The organism is Varibaculum cambriense, from assembly GCF_022133705.1.
Taxonomy (GTDB): domain Bacteria; phylum Actinomycetota; class Actinomycetes; order Actinomycetales; family Actinomycetaceae; genus Varibaculum; species Varibaculum cambriense_A.
This window is the reverse complement of record NZ_JAKNHJ010000003.1, coordinates 23,930-40,743: the sequence shown is the minus strand read 5'-3', so window position 1 is coordinate 40,743 and position 16,814 is coordinate 23,930. Positions and strand designations below refer to the sequence as shown.

Annotated in this window: 18 protein-coding genes; 9 read left to right on the top strand and 9 right to left on the bottom strand. The window is 52.8% G+C overall.

Annotated features, from left to right (window positions below; genetic code table 11):
• Positions 1-56: 56 nt before the first annotated feature.
• From L0M99_RS01890 to rpmB, 8 genes are all read right to left on the bottom strand, one after another.
• The gene (locus tag L0M99_RS01890) at positions 57-1,253 is read right to left on the bottom strand and encodes a sensor histidine kinase (RefSeq protein WP_238127531.1); all 1,197 of its coding nucleotides are present in this window, start codon (positions 1,251-1,253) and stop codon (positions 57-59) included.
• Between the two features lie 69 nt (positions 1,254-1,322).
• Positions 1,323-2,162, bottom strand: coding sequence for an ABC transporter permease (locus L0M99_RS01885; RefSeq protein ID WP_238127530.1), 840 nt, complete (start codon positions 2,160-2,162; stop codon positions 1,323-1,325).
• A 46-nt stretch (positions 2,163-2,208) separates the two neighbouring features.
• The gene (locus L0M99_RS01880; RefSeq protein ID WP_238127529.1) at positions 2,209-3,252 is read right to left on the bottom strand and encodes an ABC transporter ATP-binding protein; all 1,044 of its coding nucleotides are present in this window, start codon (positions 3,250-3,252) and stop codon (positions 2,209-2,211) included.
• A 107-nt stretch (positions 3,253-3,359) separates the two neighbouring features.
• Positions 3,360-4,190, bottom strand: coding sequence for a TrmH family RNA methyltransferase (locus L0M99_RS01875; RefSeq protein ID WP_238127528.1), 831 nt, complete (start codon positions 4,188-4,190; stop codon positions 3,360-3,362).
• 23 nt (positions 4,191-4,213) lie between these two features.
• Positions 4,214-4,594 carry a 50S ribosomal protein L20 gene (gene rplT, locus L0M99_RS01870; RefSeq protein ID WP_024059267.1) on the bottom strand — a complete coding sequence of 127 codons (381 nt, stop codon included), beginning with the start codon at positions 4,592-4,594 and terminating at the stop codon, positions 4,214-4,216.
• 21 nt (positions 4,595-4,615) lie between these two features.
• On the bottom strand, positions 4,616-4,816 hold the full coding sequence (rpmI, locus tag L0M99_RS01865) for a 50S ribosomal protein L35 (protein WP_238127527.1): 201 nt from the start codon (positions 4,814-4,816) through the stop codon (positions 4,616-4,618).
• A 61-nt stretch (positions 4,817-4,877) separates the two neighbouring features.
• Positions 4,878-5,633 (bottom strand): translation initiation factor IF-3, encoded by a 756-nt coding sequence (infC, locus tag L0M99_RS01860; RefSeq protein ID WP_238127526.1) that lies wholly within the window; start codon positions 5,631-5,633, stop codon positions 4,878-4,880.
• A gap of 247 nt (positions 5,634-5,880) precedes the next feature.
• Positions 5,881-6,066, bottom strand: a complete 186-nt coding sequence (gene rpmB, locus L0M99_RS01855; RefSeq protein ID WP_038109147.1) for a 50S ribosomal protein L28 — start codon at positions 6,064-6,066, stop codon at positions 5,881-5,883.
• 196 nt (positions 6,067-6,262) lie between these two features.
• On the opposite strand from rpmB, the gene L0M99_RS01850 reads away from it, so the two are divergent.
• The 9 genes from L0M99_RS01850 (at position 6,263) to L0M99_RS01810 (ending at position 15,538) form a co-directional block, all read left to right on the top strand.
• The gene (locus L0M99_RS01850) at positions 6,263-8,197 is read left to right on the top strand and encodes a hypothetical protein (RefSeq protein ID WP_238127525.1); all 1,935 of its coding nucleotides are present in this window, start codon (positions 6,263-6,265) and stop codon (positions 8,195-8,197) included.
• Complete coding sequence (locus L0M99_RS01845; RefSeq protein WP_238127524.1) at positions 8,194-10,431, top strand: ATP-dependent DNA helicase RecG; 2,238 nt, start codon at positions 8,194-8,196, stop codon at positions 10,429-10,431. Before L0M99_RS01850 ends, L0M99_RS01845 begins: the two co-directional genes overlap by 4 nt.
• Before the next feature lie 66 nt (positions 10,432-10,497).
• The gene (locus L0M99_RS01840) at positions 10,498-11,100 is read left to right on the top strand and encodes an RsmD family RNA methyltransferase (RefSeq protein ID WP_238127523.1); all 603 of its coding nucleotides are present in this window, start codon (positions 10,498-10,500) and stop codon (positions 11,098-11,100) included.
• Positions 11,101-11,163: 63 nt separating this feature from the next.
• Positions 11,164-11,688 (top strand): pantetheine-phosphate adenylyltransferase, encoded by a 525-nt coding sequence (coaD, locus tag L0M99_RS01835; RefSeq protein ID WP_238127522.1) that lies wholly within the window; start codon positions 11,164-11,166, stop codon positions 11,686-11,688.
• Positions 11,689-11,704: 16 nt separating this feature from the next.
• The gene (locus L0M99_RS01830) at positions 11,705-12,394 is read left to right on the top strand and encodes a hypothetical protein (RefSeq protein ID WP_238127521.1); all 690 of its coding nucleotides are present in this window, start codon (positions 11,705-11,707) and stop codon (positions 12,392-12,394) included.
• Positions 12,395-12,449: 55 nt separating this feature from the next.
• Positions 12,450-13,040, top strand: coding sequence for a YceD family protein (locus tag L0M99_RS01825; protein WP_238127520.1), 591 nt, complete (start codon positions 12,450-12,452; stop codon positions 13,038-13,040).
• A complete protein-coding gene (rnc, locus tag L0M99_RS01820) occupies positions 13,037-13,756 on the top strand; it encodes a ribonuclease III (RefSeq protein WP_238127519.1) in 720 nt (239 codons plus the stop codon). Before L0M99_RS01825 ends, rnc begins: the two co-directional genes overlap by 4 nt.
• A gap of 55 nt (positions 13,757-13,811) precedes the next feature.
• Positions 13,812-14,720 (top strand): bifunctional DNA-formamidopyrimidine glycosylase/DNA-(apurinic or apyrimidinic site) lyase, encoded by a 909-nt coding sequence (gene mutM / locus L0M99_RS01815; protein WP_024059258.1) that lies wholly within the window; start codon positions 13,812-13,814, stop codon positions 14,718-14,720.
• A 197-nt stretch (positions 14,721-14,917) separates the two neighbouring features.
• Positions 14,918-15,538: a response regulator gene (locus L0M99_RS01810; RefSeq protein WP_038109924.1), complete on the top strand. Its 621-nt coding sequence runs from the start codon at positions 14,918-14,920 to the stop codon at positions 15,536-15,538.
• A 279-nt stretch (positions 15,539-15,817) separates the two neighbouring features.
• On the opposite strand, the gene dapD is transcribed toward L0M99_RS01810, so the two are convergent.
• Positions 15,818-16,801, bottom strand: coding sequence for a 2,3,4,5-tetrahydropyridine-2,6-dicarboxylate N-succinyltransferase (gene dapD, locus L0M99_RS01805; RefSeq protein WP_238127518.1), 984 nt, complete (start codon positions 16,799-16,801; stop codon positions 15,818-15,820).
• Positions 16,802-16,814 lie beyond the last annotated feature (13 nt).

Here is a 16,814-nt window from a genome sequence, read left to right as displayed (position 1 = left end):
CAGTAGCGACAAATGACTGGTTTTCGGCGAGTGCCTTAAATGAACTGCGCCGCAAGCTAGCGAGTATAAAGCGCAAGGAAGAATCCATGAGGGCGTTTACGAGGATATTTAGGGGGTAAAATCAGCTCATCTGCCCTGGTAGAAATCTCGGGGTCTATAGCTATTAGCTGCTCCCAAGCCGAGCTAAACAGGTTACCGTAAGAAATAACTGCTAGATTTTTGGCTCTGTCCTTAAGACCGCAAAGACCATTACCGGTAGCATCGTTACCACTTGACCCGGCGTTATCACTATCTGAAACTAGCTCCTGGTAACCTTTACCGTTATCGATTAAACAAACGCTTTTAGCGGTGCAGAGCAGCCAGGCCTTGTCGGAGCCGGAATGATGAACCAGATTAGAGATTCCCTCGCGAATCATCCAAGCAGCCAGATTCTCGATTTCGGGCTTGATAGTATCCAGGGCGCTAACAGAAAAAGTGATATTTGCTGCCTGGCAAAGTGCCCGTGCATTTTCTATTTCTTCAGCGATTACAGTCTCGCGAGAAGCGCTAACCACCTGTCGCACATCCGCGAGAGCCTGTCGTGAAAGGAGCTGAACAGTGCGGAGAGCCGAGGCCGCGTCCTGATTCCTGCCTTGTTCCAAAAGCCGGGAACTGAGCTGAGCATTTAAGGAAATAGCCGTTAAGGTCTGCCCTAAAACATCATGCAAATCAGCGTTAATCCTGGCTCGCTCGCGCATTTTAGCCGCCTGTGTTTCACTAGCTGCCGCCAGCGTCCGGCGTTTTTCAGCCTCAACGGAGCTGCGACCAGCAAAGCAGGCTAAAGAAGTAAAGATAGTTATCAGCACCGCCGACCAGTGGGTTATAGAGGGAGAGATAGCTACTTGCAGCATTGTCAGCAGATAAATTATCCCTAATGCGTAATAGTCAAGACGAGCAGGCAGTAAAAATATAGCTACCGAGCAAAGATAGGAAGCTTGAAAGGCTACCGGGGCGTTAATTCCCGCTATCCACCATCCTCCCAAATAGGTGGCGATTAGCCCGGCTAGAATAGCGATATTAAGCGAGGATAAACGGCGCGGACGATAGGGGATTTGTAGCCAAGCCGCCACGTAGAAGGCGCCAAACAGCACCATCAAAAAGAAAGCGACAAGGTAACTGATTTGTGGAAATCCTGCCGACATATAGTAAAGGGGCAGAATAAGAAATAGTAGGGGAGGGAAAGCGAAAGCCCAAGAGTCCCTATTTTTTAACATATTCCCTCATTTCCACCAGTCGCTAGTCAGTTTTGCTGGCATTATCGGCGATAAAGTTCTAGGCGGTAACTACGACTTTTTTCGTTGCAGTAACGCTAACACTATTCCCAATAGCAGCACAGTCCACACTGCCATATTCAAATAGATTTTCCACCCCAAAATAGTTTGATTATTAAATGTGGCTTGTAAAAGCTGGTTATATCCCCACATAGGCATAAACTCACCCAGTTTTTGGACAAACGCGCCCATCTGTTCTAAAGGAGTAAACATTCCCGAAAAAATAGCGATTAGTGACGAGCCGCCTCCAACTATTCCTTGCGCCGCATCTGAGGGGATGAGCAGACCTGTTAATAATCCAAATACCGCTCCGAAAAGTGCGGAAATTACTAAAACACCTAGGGATAATATTAGAGCCTTTGCGCTCATGCGTACCCCGGTAGCGAACCCGTAACTGTAAGTAATAATGGTCATTGCCAGGCAAGAAATAGCGGTCGCGATAACGCGGCCAGTGCCATACAGCCGGGAAGTTATCGGGGTGAGGGCGATTTGTCGCGTCCAGCCGGTTGCCTGTTCGGTGCCGATACGGGCAGTGATACAGGCGGCGACAAATACTACCGAGTATTGACACATATTGCACATGATGGATCCGGCAATTGTGGTTTCCCCTAAATCGATATTCGAGTATTCCTGCCCTAAACCGAAAATCGAGAAACAGGCTATCGGGATAAAAGTAAATAGAATTAAAGTAGTCGGATGTACCCAAACAAAAAAGCAACGCCGCATAATTAATCCTAGATTCTGCCAGGAGCTATAGGGGGATTGCCTTTTACTGGGGGCGGGAAAATCCAGCATTTTTAACGTTTTATTATCGGTTTTTGTATTTAGAGGAGAATCATTATTTTTCGACATGGTATTTCTCTTTTTTAAGGACGAGTGGTCATTCGCAATCGGCATCTTAACTATGTGCTTCCTGGGTGATATGGGTAAAGGCTTCATCTAAGGATGCCCTGGTGAGGCTGAAATCTGTGGCTTCATCGAATTGGGCGAGGGTGCGTAACGCATCATCAAGGTCAGCACCATCTATATGGATACGCTCGTTATCGAACCAGATATTCCAGTTTCGCCCTCCTTGGACTTTGGCGAGGGCGCGCTGAGCGCCGGTGCGTGACGACTCCGGTAATAGGGCAGATAGGTGTGAACGTGCCAGGGAACGAATCTTATCGGGACTGCCGCTGGCTGCCAACTGCCCGTGATCGAGGATGGATATATTGTGCGCGAAATCTTCGGCTTCCGCTAAATAGTGGGTGGCGAAAACAATCGTGCGCTCCTGCTGGGCTAGGTGGTGCATAATCTGCCAAAATGCTGCTCTTGCGTTCACATCCATTCCGGTGGTGGCTTCGTCAAGAATAAGTAAATCCGGATTAGGTAGGAGCGCTAAAGCAAGTTTAAGCCGTTGAACTTCTCCGCCAGAACACTTTTTTATTTTCCGTTTGGCTATTTTATTCAGATCGCAAAGCTCCATTAATTGCTCTATTGGCAAATGTTTTGGCCAAGCTGCAGCTAGGAGTTGTAAGGCGGATTTAATTGTGAGTATTTCCGGAAAAGTACCGCTTTGCTGACTAACTCCTATCCTGCCGCAGCGAACGGCACGTAAGGGATCTAAACCGAATACTTTAATGTTACCGGATTTTGGTTTGGTAAGTCCGGTAGCTAAATCAATTAGGGTTGATTTTCCGGCTCCATTTGGTCCAAGCAGAGCGGTTACTTTTCCGGTTGGAATAGTTAAAGTTATATTGTTCAGGGCGCGGATTGCGCCAAAAGTTTGGGTCAGGTTTTGAGTCGCTATTGCCGGCTTTGGGGTAGCGGAAATAAGGGATTTATTTTCTCTACTTTTCCGGGTAGTTTCGTAACTTTCTGCTATTCCGGCAGCATTTGTTAATGCTTCTTTATCCACTACCTTTATGGAGGTAGATAGGTTGGGGTCTGCTTGTTCTTTCATACCCAAATTATCGCGGTTAATCTGGCGCTATACCATCAGGGTTTGTCACTTTTTAGAAATGATATTTGTCATTTTCCCTGGATAGGGCGATTTAAGGCGGATTGCTTTTAGCGAGCGCGGGCACTGGCGATGGCGTGCAGGGCGATTGCGGCGGCGGTTGCCACGTTTAAGGATTCTGCCTTTCCCCACATAGGGATGGCGATAGTTTCATTACAGAGGGCGATTTCCTCGCTACTTAAACCTTGGGCTTCATTACCCAGGCAAATAAACAGGGGAGAGGCGGTTGCGTTACTAGCGGTAGTAAAGGTAGGTAAATCTATTTCGGCCGCTCCCGAGAGCCCCACCAGGTAGCCGTCATTTTCCTCGCTCAGCCTCGCTAAATCGGCAAAAGACGCGCCGGAATAGACCGGCAAGTGGAATAGGCTTCCAGCGCTGGCGCGAATAACTTTCGGGCTAGAAACATCAGCGCAGCCCGATAGGGCTAAGACGCCGGCCAGGCCGCAGGCATCTGCAATCCGAATAATCGTCCCCAGGTTCCCAGGGTCTTGTACCCGCGCACATACTGCCCAGGCGCCCTCTTCCGAAACCTCCGCGGGTGGAAGCTTGTCGCCAGAGAGCAGCGAAAGCTCGGCGGTAGCCGCAATTCCTTGCGCCGAGGGCGCGAATAACTTCATTACCGAGGGGGTAACCGGATGTACCCAGCGGGTAATCCCTAGAGCCGTCCTCGCCACCTGGATAGCGGGCTCGGGAGCACGGTGACAAAGATAAATATCCCGAACCGCTTCCGGATAAAAACGCAGCAGCTCGGCGCAGGATTGCGGTCCTTCTACCAGGAGCAGTCCTTGCTTTAAACGAAAACTACGCCTAGACAGATTGACCAGTGTCCGCACTCGCTGGGAGCGAGGATTATCAATCGTGTCTAGGCGTAGATTAAGCAAAAAGCTAACTTCTTTAAGGGGCTTTAAGCAGCTGGAGCGTTTACGTCCTCAGGTAGAGCAGCTTTCGCTTTTTCTACCAGCTGATTAAAGGTGTCAATATCGTAAACCGCGAGTTCGGAAAGCATCCGGCGGTCAACTTCGATTTCCGCTAGGCGCAGACCCTGGATGAACCGGTTGTAGGTCATGCCCTGGGCGCGGCAAGCGGCATTGATCCGCTGAATCCACAGTTTACGGAAATCATTCTTGCGCTTGTGGCGATCGTTGTAGGAATAAACGCCCGAGTGCAGCAGCTGTTCTTTGGCCTTACGGTACAGGCGGGAACGCTGACCACGGTAACCAGAGGCGCGATCCAGTACGGTGCGACGTTTCTTCTTGGCGTTGACTGCTCGTTTTACGCGTGCCATATCTCTTAATCCTCTCCTTGCCTACTTGTTGCCAGCCAGCAGTTTGTTTATGCGCTTGGTATCGGCAGGAGCCACTACCTGATCACGGCTGAGGCGACGGGTCTGTTTTGAAGACTTGTGTTCTAGCAGGTGGCGTTTGCCCGCCTTTTCCCGCATCAGTTTGCCGCTTCCGGTTCTGCGGAAGCGCTTCTTCGCACCGGAGTGCGTCTTCATCTTCGGCATTGTATTTCCTCTCTACCGGCACGCCGGTGGTTCTGCCTGTTTCTTAGGCGTTAGGACGTCCCTACTTTTTTGCTCTCGCGGCGGCTGCAGCTTCCTGAGCCTCTTTAGCTTTCCGCGCTTTACGGGCATCCTTAAGTTGTTGCCGGTTCATAGTCTCGCCGCTTTGTTGATCACGGCGACGACGCTGATCCGACTTGGTGTGGTGTTTACGTTTCGTGGGAGCCAGCACCATAGTCATATTGCGCCCGTCTTGGCGGGGCATTGATTCTACGGTGGCCATCTCGGTTACGTCCTCGGCTAGGCGCTCTAATAGTTTTACGCCAAGCTCTGGGCGAGACTGTTCACGCCCGCGAAACATAATCATGACTTTCACTTTGTCCCCGCCTTCAAGGAACCGCACTACGTGACCTTTCTTGGTTTCGTAGTCATGGTCATCGATCTTTAGACGGAAACGAATCTCTTTCAACTGGGAGTTTGCCTGGTTGCGGCGAGCGTTACGAGCCTTTTGTGCGGCCTCGTATTTGAACTTGCCGTAATCCATCAACTTACAAACCGGAGGTTTCGCGGTAGGCGCGACCTCCACTAGATCCAAGCCCGCTTCGGTGGCTAGGCGCAATGCATCCTCGATCCGGACTACCCCTACCTGTTCACCACTGGGGCCAACTAGGCGTACTTCTTTCACCCGGATGCGGTCATTAATGCGTGTCTCGTTGCTGATAGCTACTCCTTGCTTGAGATTTCTGGAGGCTTTACCAAATAAGAAAAGCCCCCGCTTGTTTGGCGGAGGCAGCGAAAAACGCGCAGACGCGTTAAGCATCTGTTCTTACCCGATACCCGAGAGCATCCAGGTGGGAAAACCTCCACTTTCGCACCAGTTTCCTGGTCGGTTACTAACTAACCTAGCAGACCAGGGCGCCTTAAGGAAAGCTGAGAACCCTCCGGTGGCCTTTGAACTTCCTCACATCACGCCTTCGGTAGGGGGGGCGGCCGGGACGCCAGTAAAAGGAGCTAGAAATAAAAACGCCGCCTGCGTTTCGCAGACGGCGCCAATTTTTACCTCTCAGCTAGCGAGCTACCCGCCCAGATTTGAGGCATTTGGTGCAAACATTCATGCGCTTGCGCGTGCTACCAACAACTGCACGCACGCTTTGAATATTCGGGTTAAAACGGCGGTTCGTGCGCCGGTGGGAGTGCGAAACGCTCTTCCCGAAACCGGGGCCTTTTCCGCAGATGTCACAGGTGGCAGCCACGATAGTCTCCTTCAAGTATTCTTCTAGTTCTGGGATAAGATATCCAGATATCGGCAACCCGACTAGGTTAACTGATTAGAGGGGCAACAGCCAACTACCAGGTGGTTATTGTGCCGGGCTTCACTGAAAACTCGCTAAACTATTAGAGCAAGCAGGAGATAACCCTGTGCATCTTTAGGTAATGAAGGAGGCGGCGGTGGGAGAAGAACAACCCCTCGCGGATCTGTTTTCTTTTGCAGATTTCGCTCGCGCCGCCCGAGATAAAAACTCGGTTAAAACTGCTAAAACTGCAGCTGCTTCCCAAACAGATGATTTCCAGGGGGAAAAGGGTACCGAGAGCGGCAACCAAAATGCCAAGAAGAGCAAAACCCCTGCGCGTCCTCGTGCCCAAAGAAAAAAAGATAATTCGGCGCAAGTGCCGCAGAGCGCCGAGCCTAACGGAACCACCGGTTTACTTGATTTCGAAGTACCGCCGGTAGCGACGAAGTCGGCGAAACCAAAAGCTAAACGGCATCGGGAAAATGTGGCACAAACCCTGGAATCTGCCGAACGGATTGACCTTCTGGTGACCGGGGCTAATATCCGCACCTGGGTAAAGATTAGCGGGGAAGTTCTACAGGCGGGTCAGTCAGCCCTAGATGCCATGGATCTACACAGTGAACTTGACTCCGACACCGGAGCCAATGCCCTATACACCTGGGACAAGGTGGCGCTGACCGTTGCCGGATTACCTGCCGGTGCCGATAAGGATGCACGCTGGGTGTTAGAGGCAGTTGCCGATGCCTCCTTGGCGGGAGCCAGAGGAATGATCGGGATTGTACTGGCGGAGTTAGCCAGCGTTGCTGCCGGGGCGACCAGCGCCCCCACCCTAAACCCAGTCCAGCTGTTAAAAATATTGCGTTCCAGTAGAGATTGCCCTGATCGCTGCCTGCTGCCCGCAGTTGAGCGCCTAGATCCTCCCACCCTATCGGGGCTGATAGAGGAGGTAAATGCGGAGCTAGAAACCCAGCCAGAACAAATGTCGATCGAAGACATTCTTTCGCGGGCTTGGCTGGCGAGCCAAGTTGCCTTAGTTGAGGGCGCGGAAGATAACCGAGGACGTCCCGACGCCCGGGCAGCGGTATTAATGCTTTTAATAGCGGCCATGCTGGAAACTTATGCGCGAGAAAATCAGCAAGAAGTTGGGGCGGTAAATACCAGTTTGCAGATGGTACGGGATATGGTTCCGCAGTCCCATTCTGCAGTGCATGCGCCCGGGCAAATGAACTCTTTGATGCTTACTTGGCGCGGAGAAACCGATAACTCACGTTTTGAGGAACTACGCAGGCAGTTAGAAGAAAACGGGGTTTATGGGGCGATGACCGGCAGGGCGGACATGCTGGGAATTGGGCCGCGCATATTGCTGGTGCGCAGCCGGCATCCGCGCAGAGTAATCGAACTTTTACCCGAAAAATCGGGAATGGTTTTGATTCGCCCGCCGCTACCAGTCGAAACCGAAGCCTCGACTTCCAACCTGGTGAGTCTGGGGTCTTCCCATACGATCCACCCCATTAGACCAGCGGTGTTAGCCTACACTTCGGCTCCCGGCCTGGTAGCAGACATAGCTAACTTGGGGGCTACGGTAGTGTATTCTCGCCGGGGAATCCCCCTGCAAATACTGCCGGTAATCGCGGAAATGGAACAAGAAGTAGTGCAAGTCTTGCCCTGTGACCAGGTGAGCGCGGCGGAGCTAACCAACCTAGTTCGACCCGCCAAAGATCAAGGTATCGATCTGATGGTGGCTCCCACGCAAGATGACCTGCAAGTACTAGAAGCTGCCCGCACCCTCACCCAAGTGGTATCTTCCGCAATTACGCCCGCCGAATTAATCCAGTTGCAGCGTTCGCGCACTTTTGATTCCCTGGCCAGGCAGCGTACTTTTAGCGTTTCCCCGCAAATGCCTTTTGAGTTACTCTCTTCCTCGGTGAACCGTGATGATGTGCAGGCAAGGATCTTGAGCGGGCACGGAGAAGACTCAGAACTGATCTCCCGGGTACAAAACGCACTGTTCCAAGGGGCTCCGGGAATCCGGATCGAACTGATTAGCGGCGGGCAAAGCGGAGCCACCGTAGTGGGGGTGCTGTCTTCGTGAGCGATAAAACCAACTCCCTGGCCGGTGAATCTTTAAAGAAAATCTTGGGACGGGCAGGTGGAAAACTAGAAAAGAAATTTGGGATTGAAACTCCCCTGGAACTGCTGTATTTTTTTCCGCGGCGCTATCACGAGTTAGGTGAACTCACGGCTTTTTCCGGGCTAATCTTAGGGGAAGAACAATCGGTAATCGCCCAAATCTCTGACTCTTCCCGGCGTCGTACCCGCGGAGGAAAATGGATGCTTTCCCTGCAACTAAGCGATGGGGAAGGGCTCATGGATGCGGTATTTTGGGCAAAAAGCCAGCACCTAATCAACTGGATGTCCTCCCAGTTGCAGGTGGGGCAAACAAAACTCTTTTCTGGTCGCCCCAGTATGTACCGCGGACGCCTGCAACTGTCCCACCCTTCCTATCAGGAGGTGGAAGACGAAAACCTCGATGCCACCAGCAATCAGGCTGCTAAAATGCAGGCACAGCGTCCTGAACCGATTTATCCCGCGAAGGCAGGGCTGCCGACTTGGACTACCCAAAAAGCGATTGCGGTAGTTTTAGAGCTATTAAAGTCCCAACCTTTCGATGACCCCCTGCCTGCCGATATTCGCGCAGAACAGGGGCTATTGGAACTAAACACAGCGCTGGAGCAGATTCATCGCCCGCAAACTCGCGAGCAATATGAGGCAGCTCGCCAGCGTTTCCGCTACGAAGAAGCCTTTGTATTGCAGGCGGCTTTAGCCCAGCGGCGGCAAGTTCTGGCTGAAGATGCCCCGATTCTGCAAGCGGTACCCGGGGGCTTTACCGAGCAGGTTGCCTCCGCGCTGCCTTTTACCCTAACCGACTCCCAACAGCAGGCCTTAACCGATATTGATCAGCGGATAGCATCTGCGCGCCCAATGAATTTGTTATTGCAAGGGGATGTGGGATCGGGGAAAACCGTGGTGTCCCTGCTGGCAATGCTGCGAGCCGTAGATGGAGGCCGGCAAGGGATCTTCATGGCGCCCACCGAAGTTCTGGTACAACAACATTTTGCCACTCTCACTAACCTGTTAGGGGAGCTGGCTCAGCCGGGAGGGTTTAGTTTGCGCGGGGGGCAGGGAGTCCCGATTTATCGCCTGACATCCTCGATGCCGGCCGCGGAAAAACGCCGCACTTTAGAGGCGCTTAAAACGGGGCAACCAGCACTGATTGTGGGAACTCATGCGCTACTATCTAAACGGGTAATACTTACTTCTCCCGGCGTGGTGGTTATCGATGAACAGCACAAGTTCGGAGTGCGTCAGCGCGACCGGTTGCGCCAAGCTGAATCGGGCACTCCCCATCTGCTGGTGATGACCGCAACCCCAATACCGCGCTCGGTAGCGATGACCTCTTTTGGGGATCTTGATTATATGACCTTGCAAGGGATGCCGCCAGGGCGAGCCAAAGTCGAGACTTTCCGGGTAGATACCGCTAATCAGAGCTGGACAGCCCGTACCTGGCAACGCGCCGCCGAAGAAATCAAAGCTGGTCATCAGGTATTTGTGGTGTGTCCGGCGATTAAACCCGGTATGCAAAGCGAAGAAGGGGTGACCCTGATAGAGGACGAGGACGACGCGCAGGCCAGCGTAGCAGCCGAAAAAGAACCCCTCGCTAACGTTTACGACACCGTAAGCCAGTTGCGCACGCTACCGGCACTTGCCGGAATCGAAATCGGGATGCTACACGGTCAAATGGATGCGGAAGAAAAAGACCGTGCGATGGCTGATTTCATAAGCGGGAAAACGCCCCTTTTGGTGTCTACCACTGTAATTGAAGTGGGAGTAGACGTGTCTCAAGCAACCATGATGGTAATCCTCGATGCCGACCGTTTCGGGCTCGCCCAGTTACACCAGCTGCGCGGGAGGGTCGGGCGCGGCAAGTTCGCAGGCATCTGTCTGGTCTGGTCGGGGGCGCAGCCAGATACCCTTGCCAGTAACCGTCTCGATGCTTTCACCAAAACTACCGATGGTTTCGAGCTAGCGGCGATTGATTTACGTCTACGCGAAAGCGGAAATATTTTGGGGGATAGTCAATCGGGACGCGCCTCCTCATTGAAAATTTTGGATCTATTGGCAGACGAAGACGCAATTTCCCAAGCACGAAAGGATGCAAAACGGCTGGTTGAAGCCGATCCGCAGCTGAAACAGCATCCCGGGTTACACCAGGCGATATCGCGGCGGATTAGCGAAGAAGAACGAGAATTTTTAGAACGGGGATAGGGTGCGCTGTAATCGCTATACCATGAGCTGCTACTGTGTGAACGTCGCTAGGGTTAGAATGTCATCATGATGAGAATAATAGCTGGAACTGCCCGAGGTACTCAGCTAGCCGTACCCTCCTCCGGTACGCGCCCCACTCAAGATCGAGTTCGGGAAGCAATCTTCTCCGCTCTGCAATCTCGCGGAGCCACGGAAGACGCCTGTGTTTTGGATCTTTTTGCCGGATCAGGAGCCTACGGTTTCGAGTCGCTATCGCGCGGGGCGCTCAGCTTAGATTTGGTAGACCATGCCCACAGCGCCGCCAAAACGATCCGAAAGAACCGGGCTGCCTCCCCAGTTTTTTCCGCTGCAAAACTATATGTACAGCCGGCTCTTTCGTTCTTATCGTCGCGCCTTTTAGGAGCTAACCCCAATCCCCAGTGGGAATTAGTTTTTATTGATCCGCCCTACGCTATGAAAAATAGCGAAATCCTGCAGGTACTAGACCAGCTGCATCCGCTATGCGACCCGGACGCCTGGATAGTGGTGGAACGTTCGGCGCGCGACGAGGCTCCCGATTGGGAAACGGAGCAGTGGGAGGAAGAATCGCGCAAACTTTACGGAGAAAGCGCGGTTTACCTACTGCGTCCCGCCCTCGAATACCCGGAAAATGAAGGTGCACAAGCCTAGTTTTCTCTCTTTGTCCGCGTGGGACGCTCCGCACCGGGAGTGCTTACCGGTATTTTGGTAGCTATGAGTACTGTTGTCTGCGTCGGATCCTACGATCCCCTTACCTATGGGCATCTGGACGTAATTAGCCGCGCAGCCCATATTTTTGATCGCGTGATCGTGGCGGTAGCGAAAAACTCCAAGAAAACCTATCTATTCCCGGCCAGCAAACGCGAAGAATTTATCGTTCAAGCCACCGCAGACCTAGCGAATGTGCAGGTAGTTACCTGGGAGGGGCTAGCTTGTGACCTCGCAACCCGCTATCAGGCAGCAGCCCTGGTAAAAGGGATTCGTAACTCCAAAGACACTGACAGCGAAATGACCCAGGCTTTCGCTAACCGGCAGCTTTCCGGCATTGACACTATTTTGATTCCCACTTCCCCCGAAAATGCTTTGATCTCGTCCTCGGTAGTTAAAGAAATAGCTGCCTACGGAGGAGACGTCTCCGGATTTGTTCCCCCCGAAGTAGCCCAGGCGCTGCAACAAGAATTCGATGCGTTCTCGGGAAATGAAAACCCTACCCGTGAATCCGACAACCCGCCAGCCTAAAACAGGAAGGAAGAATATGGAACCCCAGGAAGAACCGCAGTACGCACCGTCAGACGTTATCGCAGTCCTTGACCGTCTGAGCGAGATGATTGAGGCCGGACGCAGCGTTCCCTTTTCTGCGTCAGTCATGATTAACCAGGCCGAAGGGGTAGAGCTGCTCGACAATGCACGCGCTGCACTACCGGCTGACCTGGTTAATGCGGATCGGATTGTGGCCGATGCTAATAAAGTGCTGGATGCCGCCGATGAAGAGGCCGAACAGACCATCTCGGATGCGCGCGCAGAAGCGGAGCGAGTAACTACCGAAGCGAACCAGAACGCAGAAGATACCATAGCGCAAGCCAATGCCAAGGCGCAGGAAACTATCGATGACGCTGACCGGCAGGCAGAATCGGCAATCGCCCACGCCAGCGCCCAGGCGGAAGAAACCGTTGCCCAAGCCAATGAGCAGGCGGCTCAGATCTTGCAGGAGGCACGAGCCCGCGCGGATCAATTGGTTTCGCAGGACAATGTTTACCGCGAGGCGAAACAAGCAGCGCAGCAGATGACCGACACTGCGCGCGCGGAAGCCAAAGACTTTATGGATCAGTCTGACCAGTACGTTAACCAGGCACTTTCCCAATTAGAGGAACTGCTGGGGGCAATCGCGGAGCAAACTCGCAGCGGCCGCGCCCAGTTTTCGCGTCAGGAGCGCCCCCAGTTCTAATAACTGAGGTTGGGCTTGCTAGCGCCGAAGCTGAATACCCCTTAAGGTAAGGGGCATGAAGCAAGTAAAGAAGGCCGCAATCCCGCTAGAACTAACCGGATTAGGAACTGGCGAGGGGGATAGTAAAACCTGGCAGCTGCAGGTAACTTTACCTACCGCTATCGGAACCGAAGATATGGCGGTTCCGGCGGGACAGTCCCTAGACTTACAGCTGCTAGCGGTAGCAATTTCCGAGGGAGTATCCCTGAGCGTTAGCGGAACAGCCCGCGCTGAAGGGGCGTGCGTGCGTTGTCTGAAAGCAGTGGAAAAAACCCTTGATTTTTCCTTGAGTCGCGTCTACTACTATCCCGAGGAACTCGCGCACCTGCTAAATGAGGTGAGTGAGGACTCAATCGTGTATGCTGACGTGGACGAGGCCTATCAGGTGCAGCCAGATTCACGATTGGATCTCGAACCACTTTTGATAGACGCCCTCGTTCCACAGATTCCCTATTCGGTGCTCTGTGCTCCCGATTGTCCCGGGCTTTGCCCCGAATGTGGAATCATGCTAACGAATGCGGGTGCGGATCATCACCACGAAAAGATTGATCCGCGCTGGTCAGTGTTAACTAACCTATTTGAGGAACAGGAGAAAAAGGACGAATGAGTCGCGGTTCGCAAGATCTAGCGGAGCTGCTAACCAGATGGGGAATCGAGTTAGACCCCGAGATGGTGGTATTGGCACTAACTCATCGTTCTTTTGCACACGAACAAGATAATCTCCCCAATAATGAGCGCCTAGAATTTTTAGGAGATGCGGTTTTACAGCTGATAGTCACGGAACGGCTGTATAAGACCTATCCCTCTCACCCAGAGGGTCATCTCGCAAAAATGCGATCGGCCACGGTTTCGCAGCCCGCTTTAGCTTGGGTTGCCCGCGATATTAATCTGGGAGAATTCATACTACTAGGGCGCGGAGAAGAAAAAACCAAAGGGCGAGAAAAAGACTCGATCCTTTCCGACACGGTAGAAGCAATGATTGGAGCAACCTACCTGTGTCACGGACTAGAAGCCACTCGCAAAGTAGTTGAAAACCTGTTGCAGGATTTACTGGATCACGCCCTAGAGCGGGGAGCAGTAATGGACTGGAAGACTACCTTACAAGAACTTACTGGTCAGCTGGGGGTGCGGACTGTTGAATTCTCGGTAGAAGGCACCGGTCCTGATCATGATCGACGCTTTACTGCCCAAGCCCTAATCGGGGATCGGGTACTGGGATCCGGTAAGGGACGCTCGAAAAAAGTGGCGGAACATGAGGCCGCCCGCCAGGCGGTTATGACCCTACGCGAAGAACACGGGGTGACTACCCCCCTAGGGTTTTAAAACGTTTGCCAGTCAGATTTAGATGGTTACATGAGGTTTTGAGGGGAACTGAAACATGCCAGAATTGCCAGAAGTTGAGGTTGTGCGGCGCGGCTTAGAATCGCAGCTGCTGGGTGCCAAGATAAAACAGGTCGAAGTGTTATTCCCTGGCTCTTTGCGGGGACAGGACATTAAACGATTTTGTGCTGCTCTAGAGGGCTGGACCATTACCGCTGCGGTACGGCGCGGTAAGTTTTTGTGGTTGCTGGGAGAAAACCAAGAAGGTAAACAAACCCTGTATTCGCTAGTGATTCATTTGGGAATGTCCGGGCAATTGCTGATTAACCAACCGCAAATAGAGCTGTCCCATAAAAATCAAGGACATCTGCGGGTGCGATTAACTATGGAAGACGACAGAACCGTCAACTTTGTTGATCAACGCACTTTCGGACGTATGGTAGTAGAACCACTGGTAGAAACCAGAGATGAGAAACCGGGAGGCCTGGGGGCAAAGCACCACCTAGTTCCCCGCAATGTGGAACTGAATGTGGCCCGCGATGCCCTCGATCCCCATGTTGATTTAGAAAAAGTTTCCACCACAGTGCGTAAACGCAAGAGTTCCATTAAACACTCCCTTTTGGATCAAAAGTTAGTTTCCGGGATCGGCAATATTTACGCCGACGAAACCCTGTTTGCTTCCGGGGTAAACCCGGGACAGAGAGCAGACTCTCTTTCAGAAAAGCAAATCCAGGAACTGTTTAAATGCGCCGGGGAAATCATGAAAACCGCAATCAAACACGGCGGAACCTCTTTTGATGAACTGTACGTGGACACCAGCGGAAACCCCGGGTATTTCGAGCAGGAACTAAAGGTTTATGGACGCGGCGGTCAGCCCTGTAAAACCTGTGGCACCACCTTGGAGAAACTGCAACAATCAGGACGTAACGCCACCTACTGTCCGAAATGTCAGCCGCTACAGGATTAACCGGACCCCTGGAGCTTGTCATCTGGGTTTGGTAAATATAAATGCCACCGTTACCCGGAACCACCTGAGTGTTTGGAGCTTTCTCTACCTCACTAGGTGCAACTTTGTGGAAAGGTTATTTGCCTGCTGAGAGGATTAGGTAGAATCAAAGGGTGAAGATCCAGCAATCGCAGACAGTAGAAAAACCCACGCGGGTAATGATCATTGATGACCACGAGATTGTGCGTCGGGGGATTGCCGAAATCGTAGATCGAACTGCCGGCATGGAGGTAGTGGCCGAAGCGGGAACCGTAGAAGATGCGGTACGCCGCGCCGAACTGGTTTGTCCAGATGTAGTGCTGGTAGATTTGCAAATGCCCGATGGTACCGGTATTGACGTTATGAAACAATTGCGGGAAGTGTCACCAGATTCCCTGGCAATTGTGCTCACCAGTTTTGATGATGACGATGCCTTAGCGGAATCCCTGCAGGCCGGGGCAAAAGCCTATGTGCTAAAAACTGTGCGCGGCGCTGAAATTACCGATGTTATCCGGGCAGTAGTCGGAGGGCGAGTACTGCTAGATGATCGCACCGTGACCCGCCGCCGCGCCGGGAATGAAGACCCTACCGCCAATCTCACCCCGGCAGAACGCAAAGTACTAAACCTAATCGGGGATGGACTTTCTAACCGGGAAATCGGGGAAAAGCTCGGGGTGGCGGAAAAGACCGTGAAGAACCATATCACTTCGCTGCTGGCCAAAATGGGGTTGCAGCGCCGCACGCAGGTCGCTGCCTGGGTAGCCAGTCAGCGCTCCGCTGCTTGGCGGCATCAGTCGTAATTCTCGTAAGCAGAATCAATAGCGTACCCAGCGCGGGGGATTAGTTTTTCCTCCTGCCCAAAAACTTGGAAAACGTAGCGGCGTTTTCCAAGTTTTGCGCCCACCTAGCCTGCTCGGATAAAACTAATCCCCCGCGCACAAGGTTCGAGCGGTAAAAGATGCGAGAGGGGGCTTGAGCCGAGCGAAGCAAGGCTCACTGGGGTCCCCCGAGTGCTTTTACGGCTCGAACCGTACCGGAGGAAAAATCTCGGCTCCGCGCTGCGCTTGGCGGGATAAGAGTTACGGGTTGATGCGGGAGGTGGCGGGGAGTTTTATTTCTTTACCAGCCCGCGGCAGTGCCTCTACGCGACCAGATTGGGAATTCCGCCGGAAGATGACGTCGGAAACTCCCGAGAGTTCCGAGGCGGCAACTACTACTGGCTCCGCGAAGTACCCTTCCGCAGTGGGGGCTACCCCGGCGTGGGGGAGAACTGACACTTTGGTGCCGGCAGTCAAATTCAATCCGGCTTCCACCACGCAGTCATCACCCAGCGCGATTCCTAGCCCCGAGTTTGCGCCCAGTAGGCAGCGTTTTCCTAGTGAAATCTGTTTGCCTGTCTGGCTGGAAACCGTGGTTGCGGTGGAGGCGCCTCCTCCGATATCGGAGCCGTCGTCGATAACCACTCCTTGTGCTACTCGCCCCTCAATCAGGCAAGCCCCCAGGGTGCCGGCATTAAAGTTAACGAAAGCCGCATGCATCACGGTGGTACCCGGTGCTAAATAGGCGCCGAGACGCACTTTTGCACCATCGGCGATGCGTACCCCGGAGGGAATAATATAGTTAACCATCGGAGGGAATTTATCTACGCTAAGTAGGTGAATTGGGTGGCCAAAGCTTAAACGCATCCGCATACGGGTGTTTTCAAAATCCTCGACCGCACAAGGGCCTTCGGTTGTCCAAGCAACAGTAGGTAGACGAGCAAAAATGCCATCTAGGTTAATGGTGTTCGGTTTTACTAGCCGGTGGGAAAGTAGATGTAAACGCAAGTAAGCATCGGCGGTGGAGCGGGCAGATTCGTCCAGATCGATCGTTACCACGGTAGCGGTACGGTTAACCCCGCGCCCATCATCGCGTCCTTCAATCTGGCTTAGTTTTTCGATTAGCTCGGCATCTGATTCGTTGGGTTGGTCACCTAGGTAGGGGCGAGGATACCAAACATCCAGGGTTTGACCAGTTTCGCTGACGGTTGCGAGGCCTACCCCGCGTGCTTTTCTTTCACTCATAACTCCACCTTAT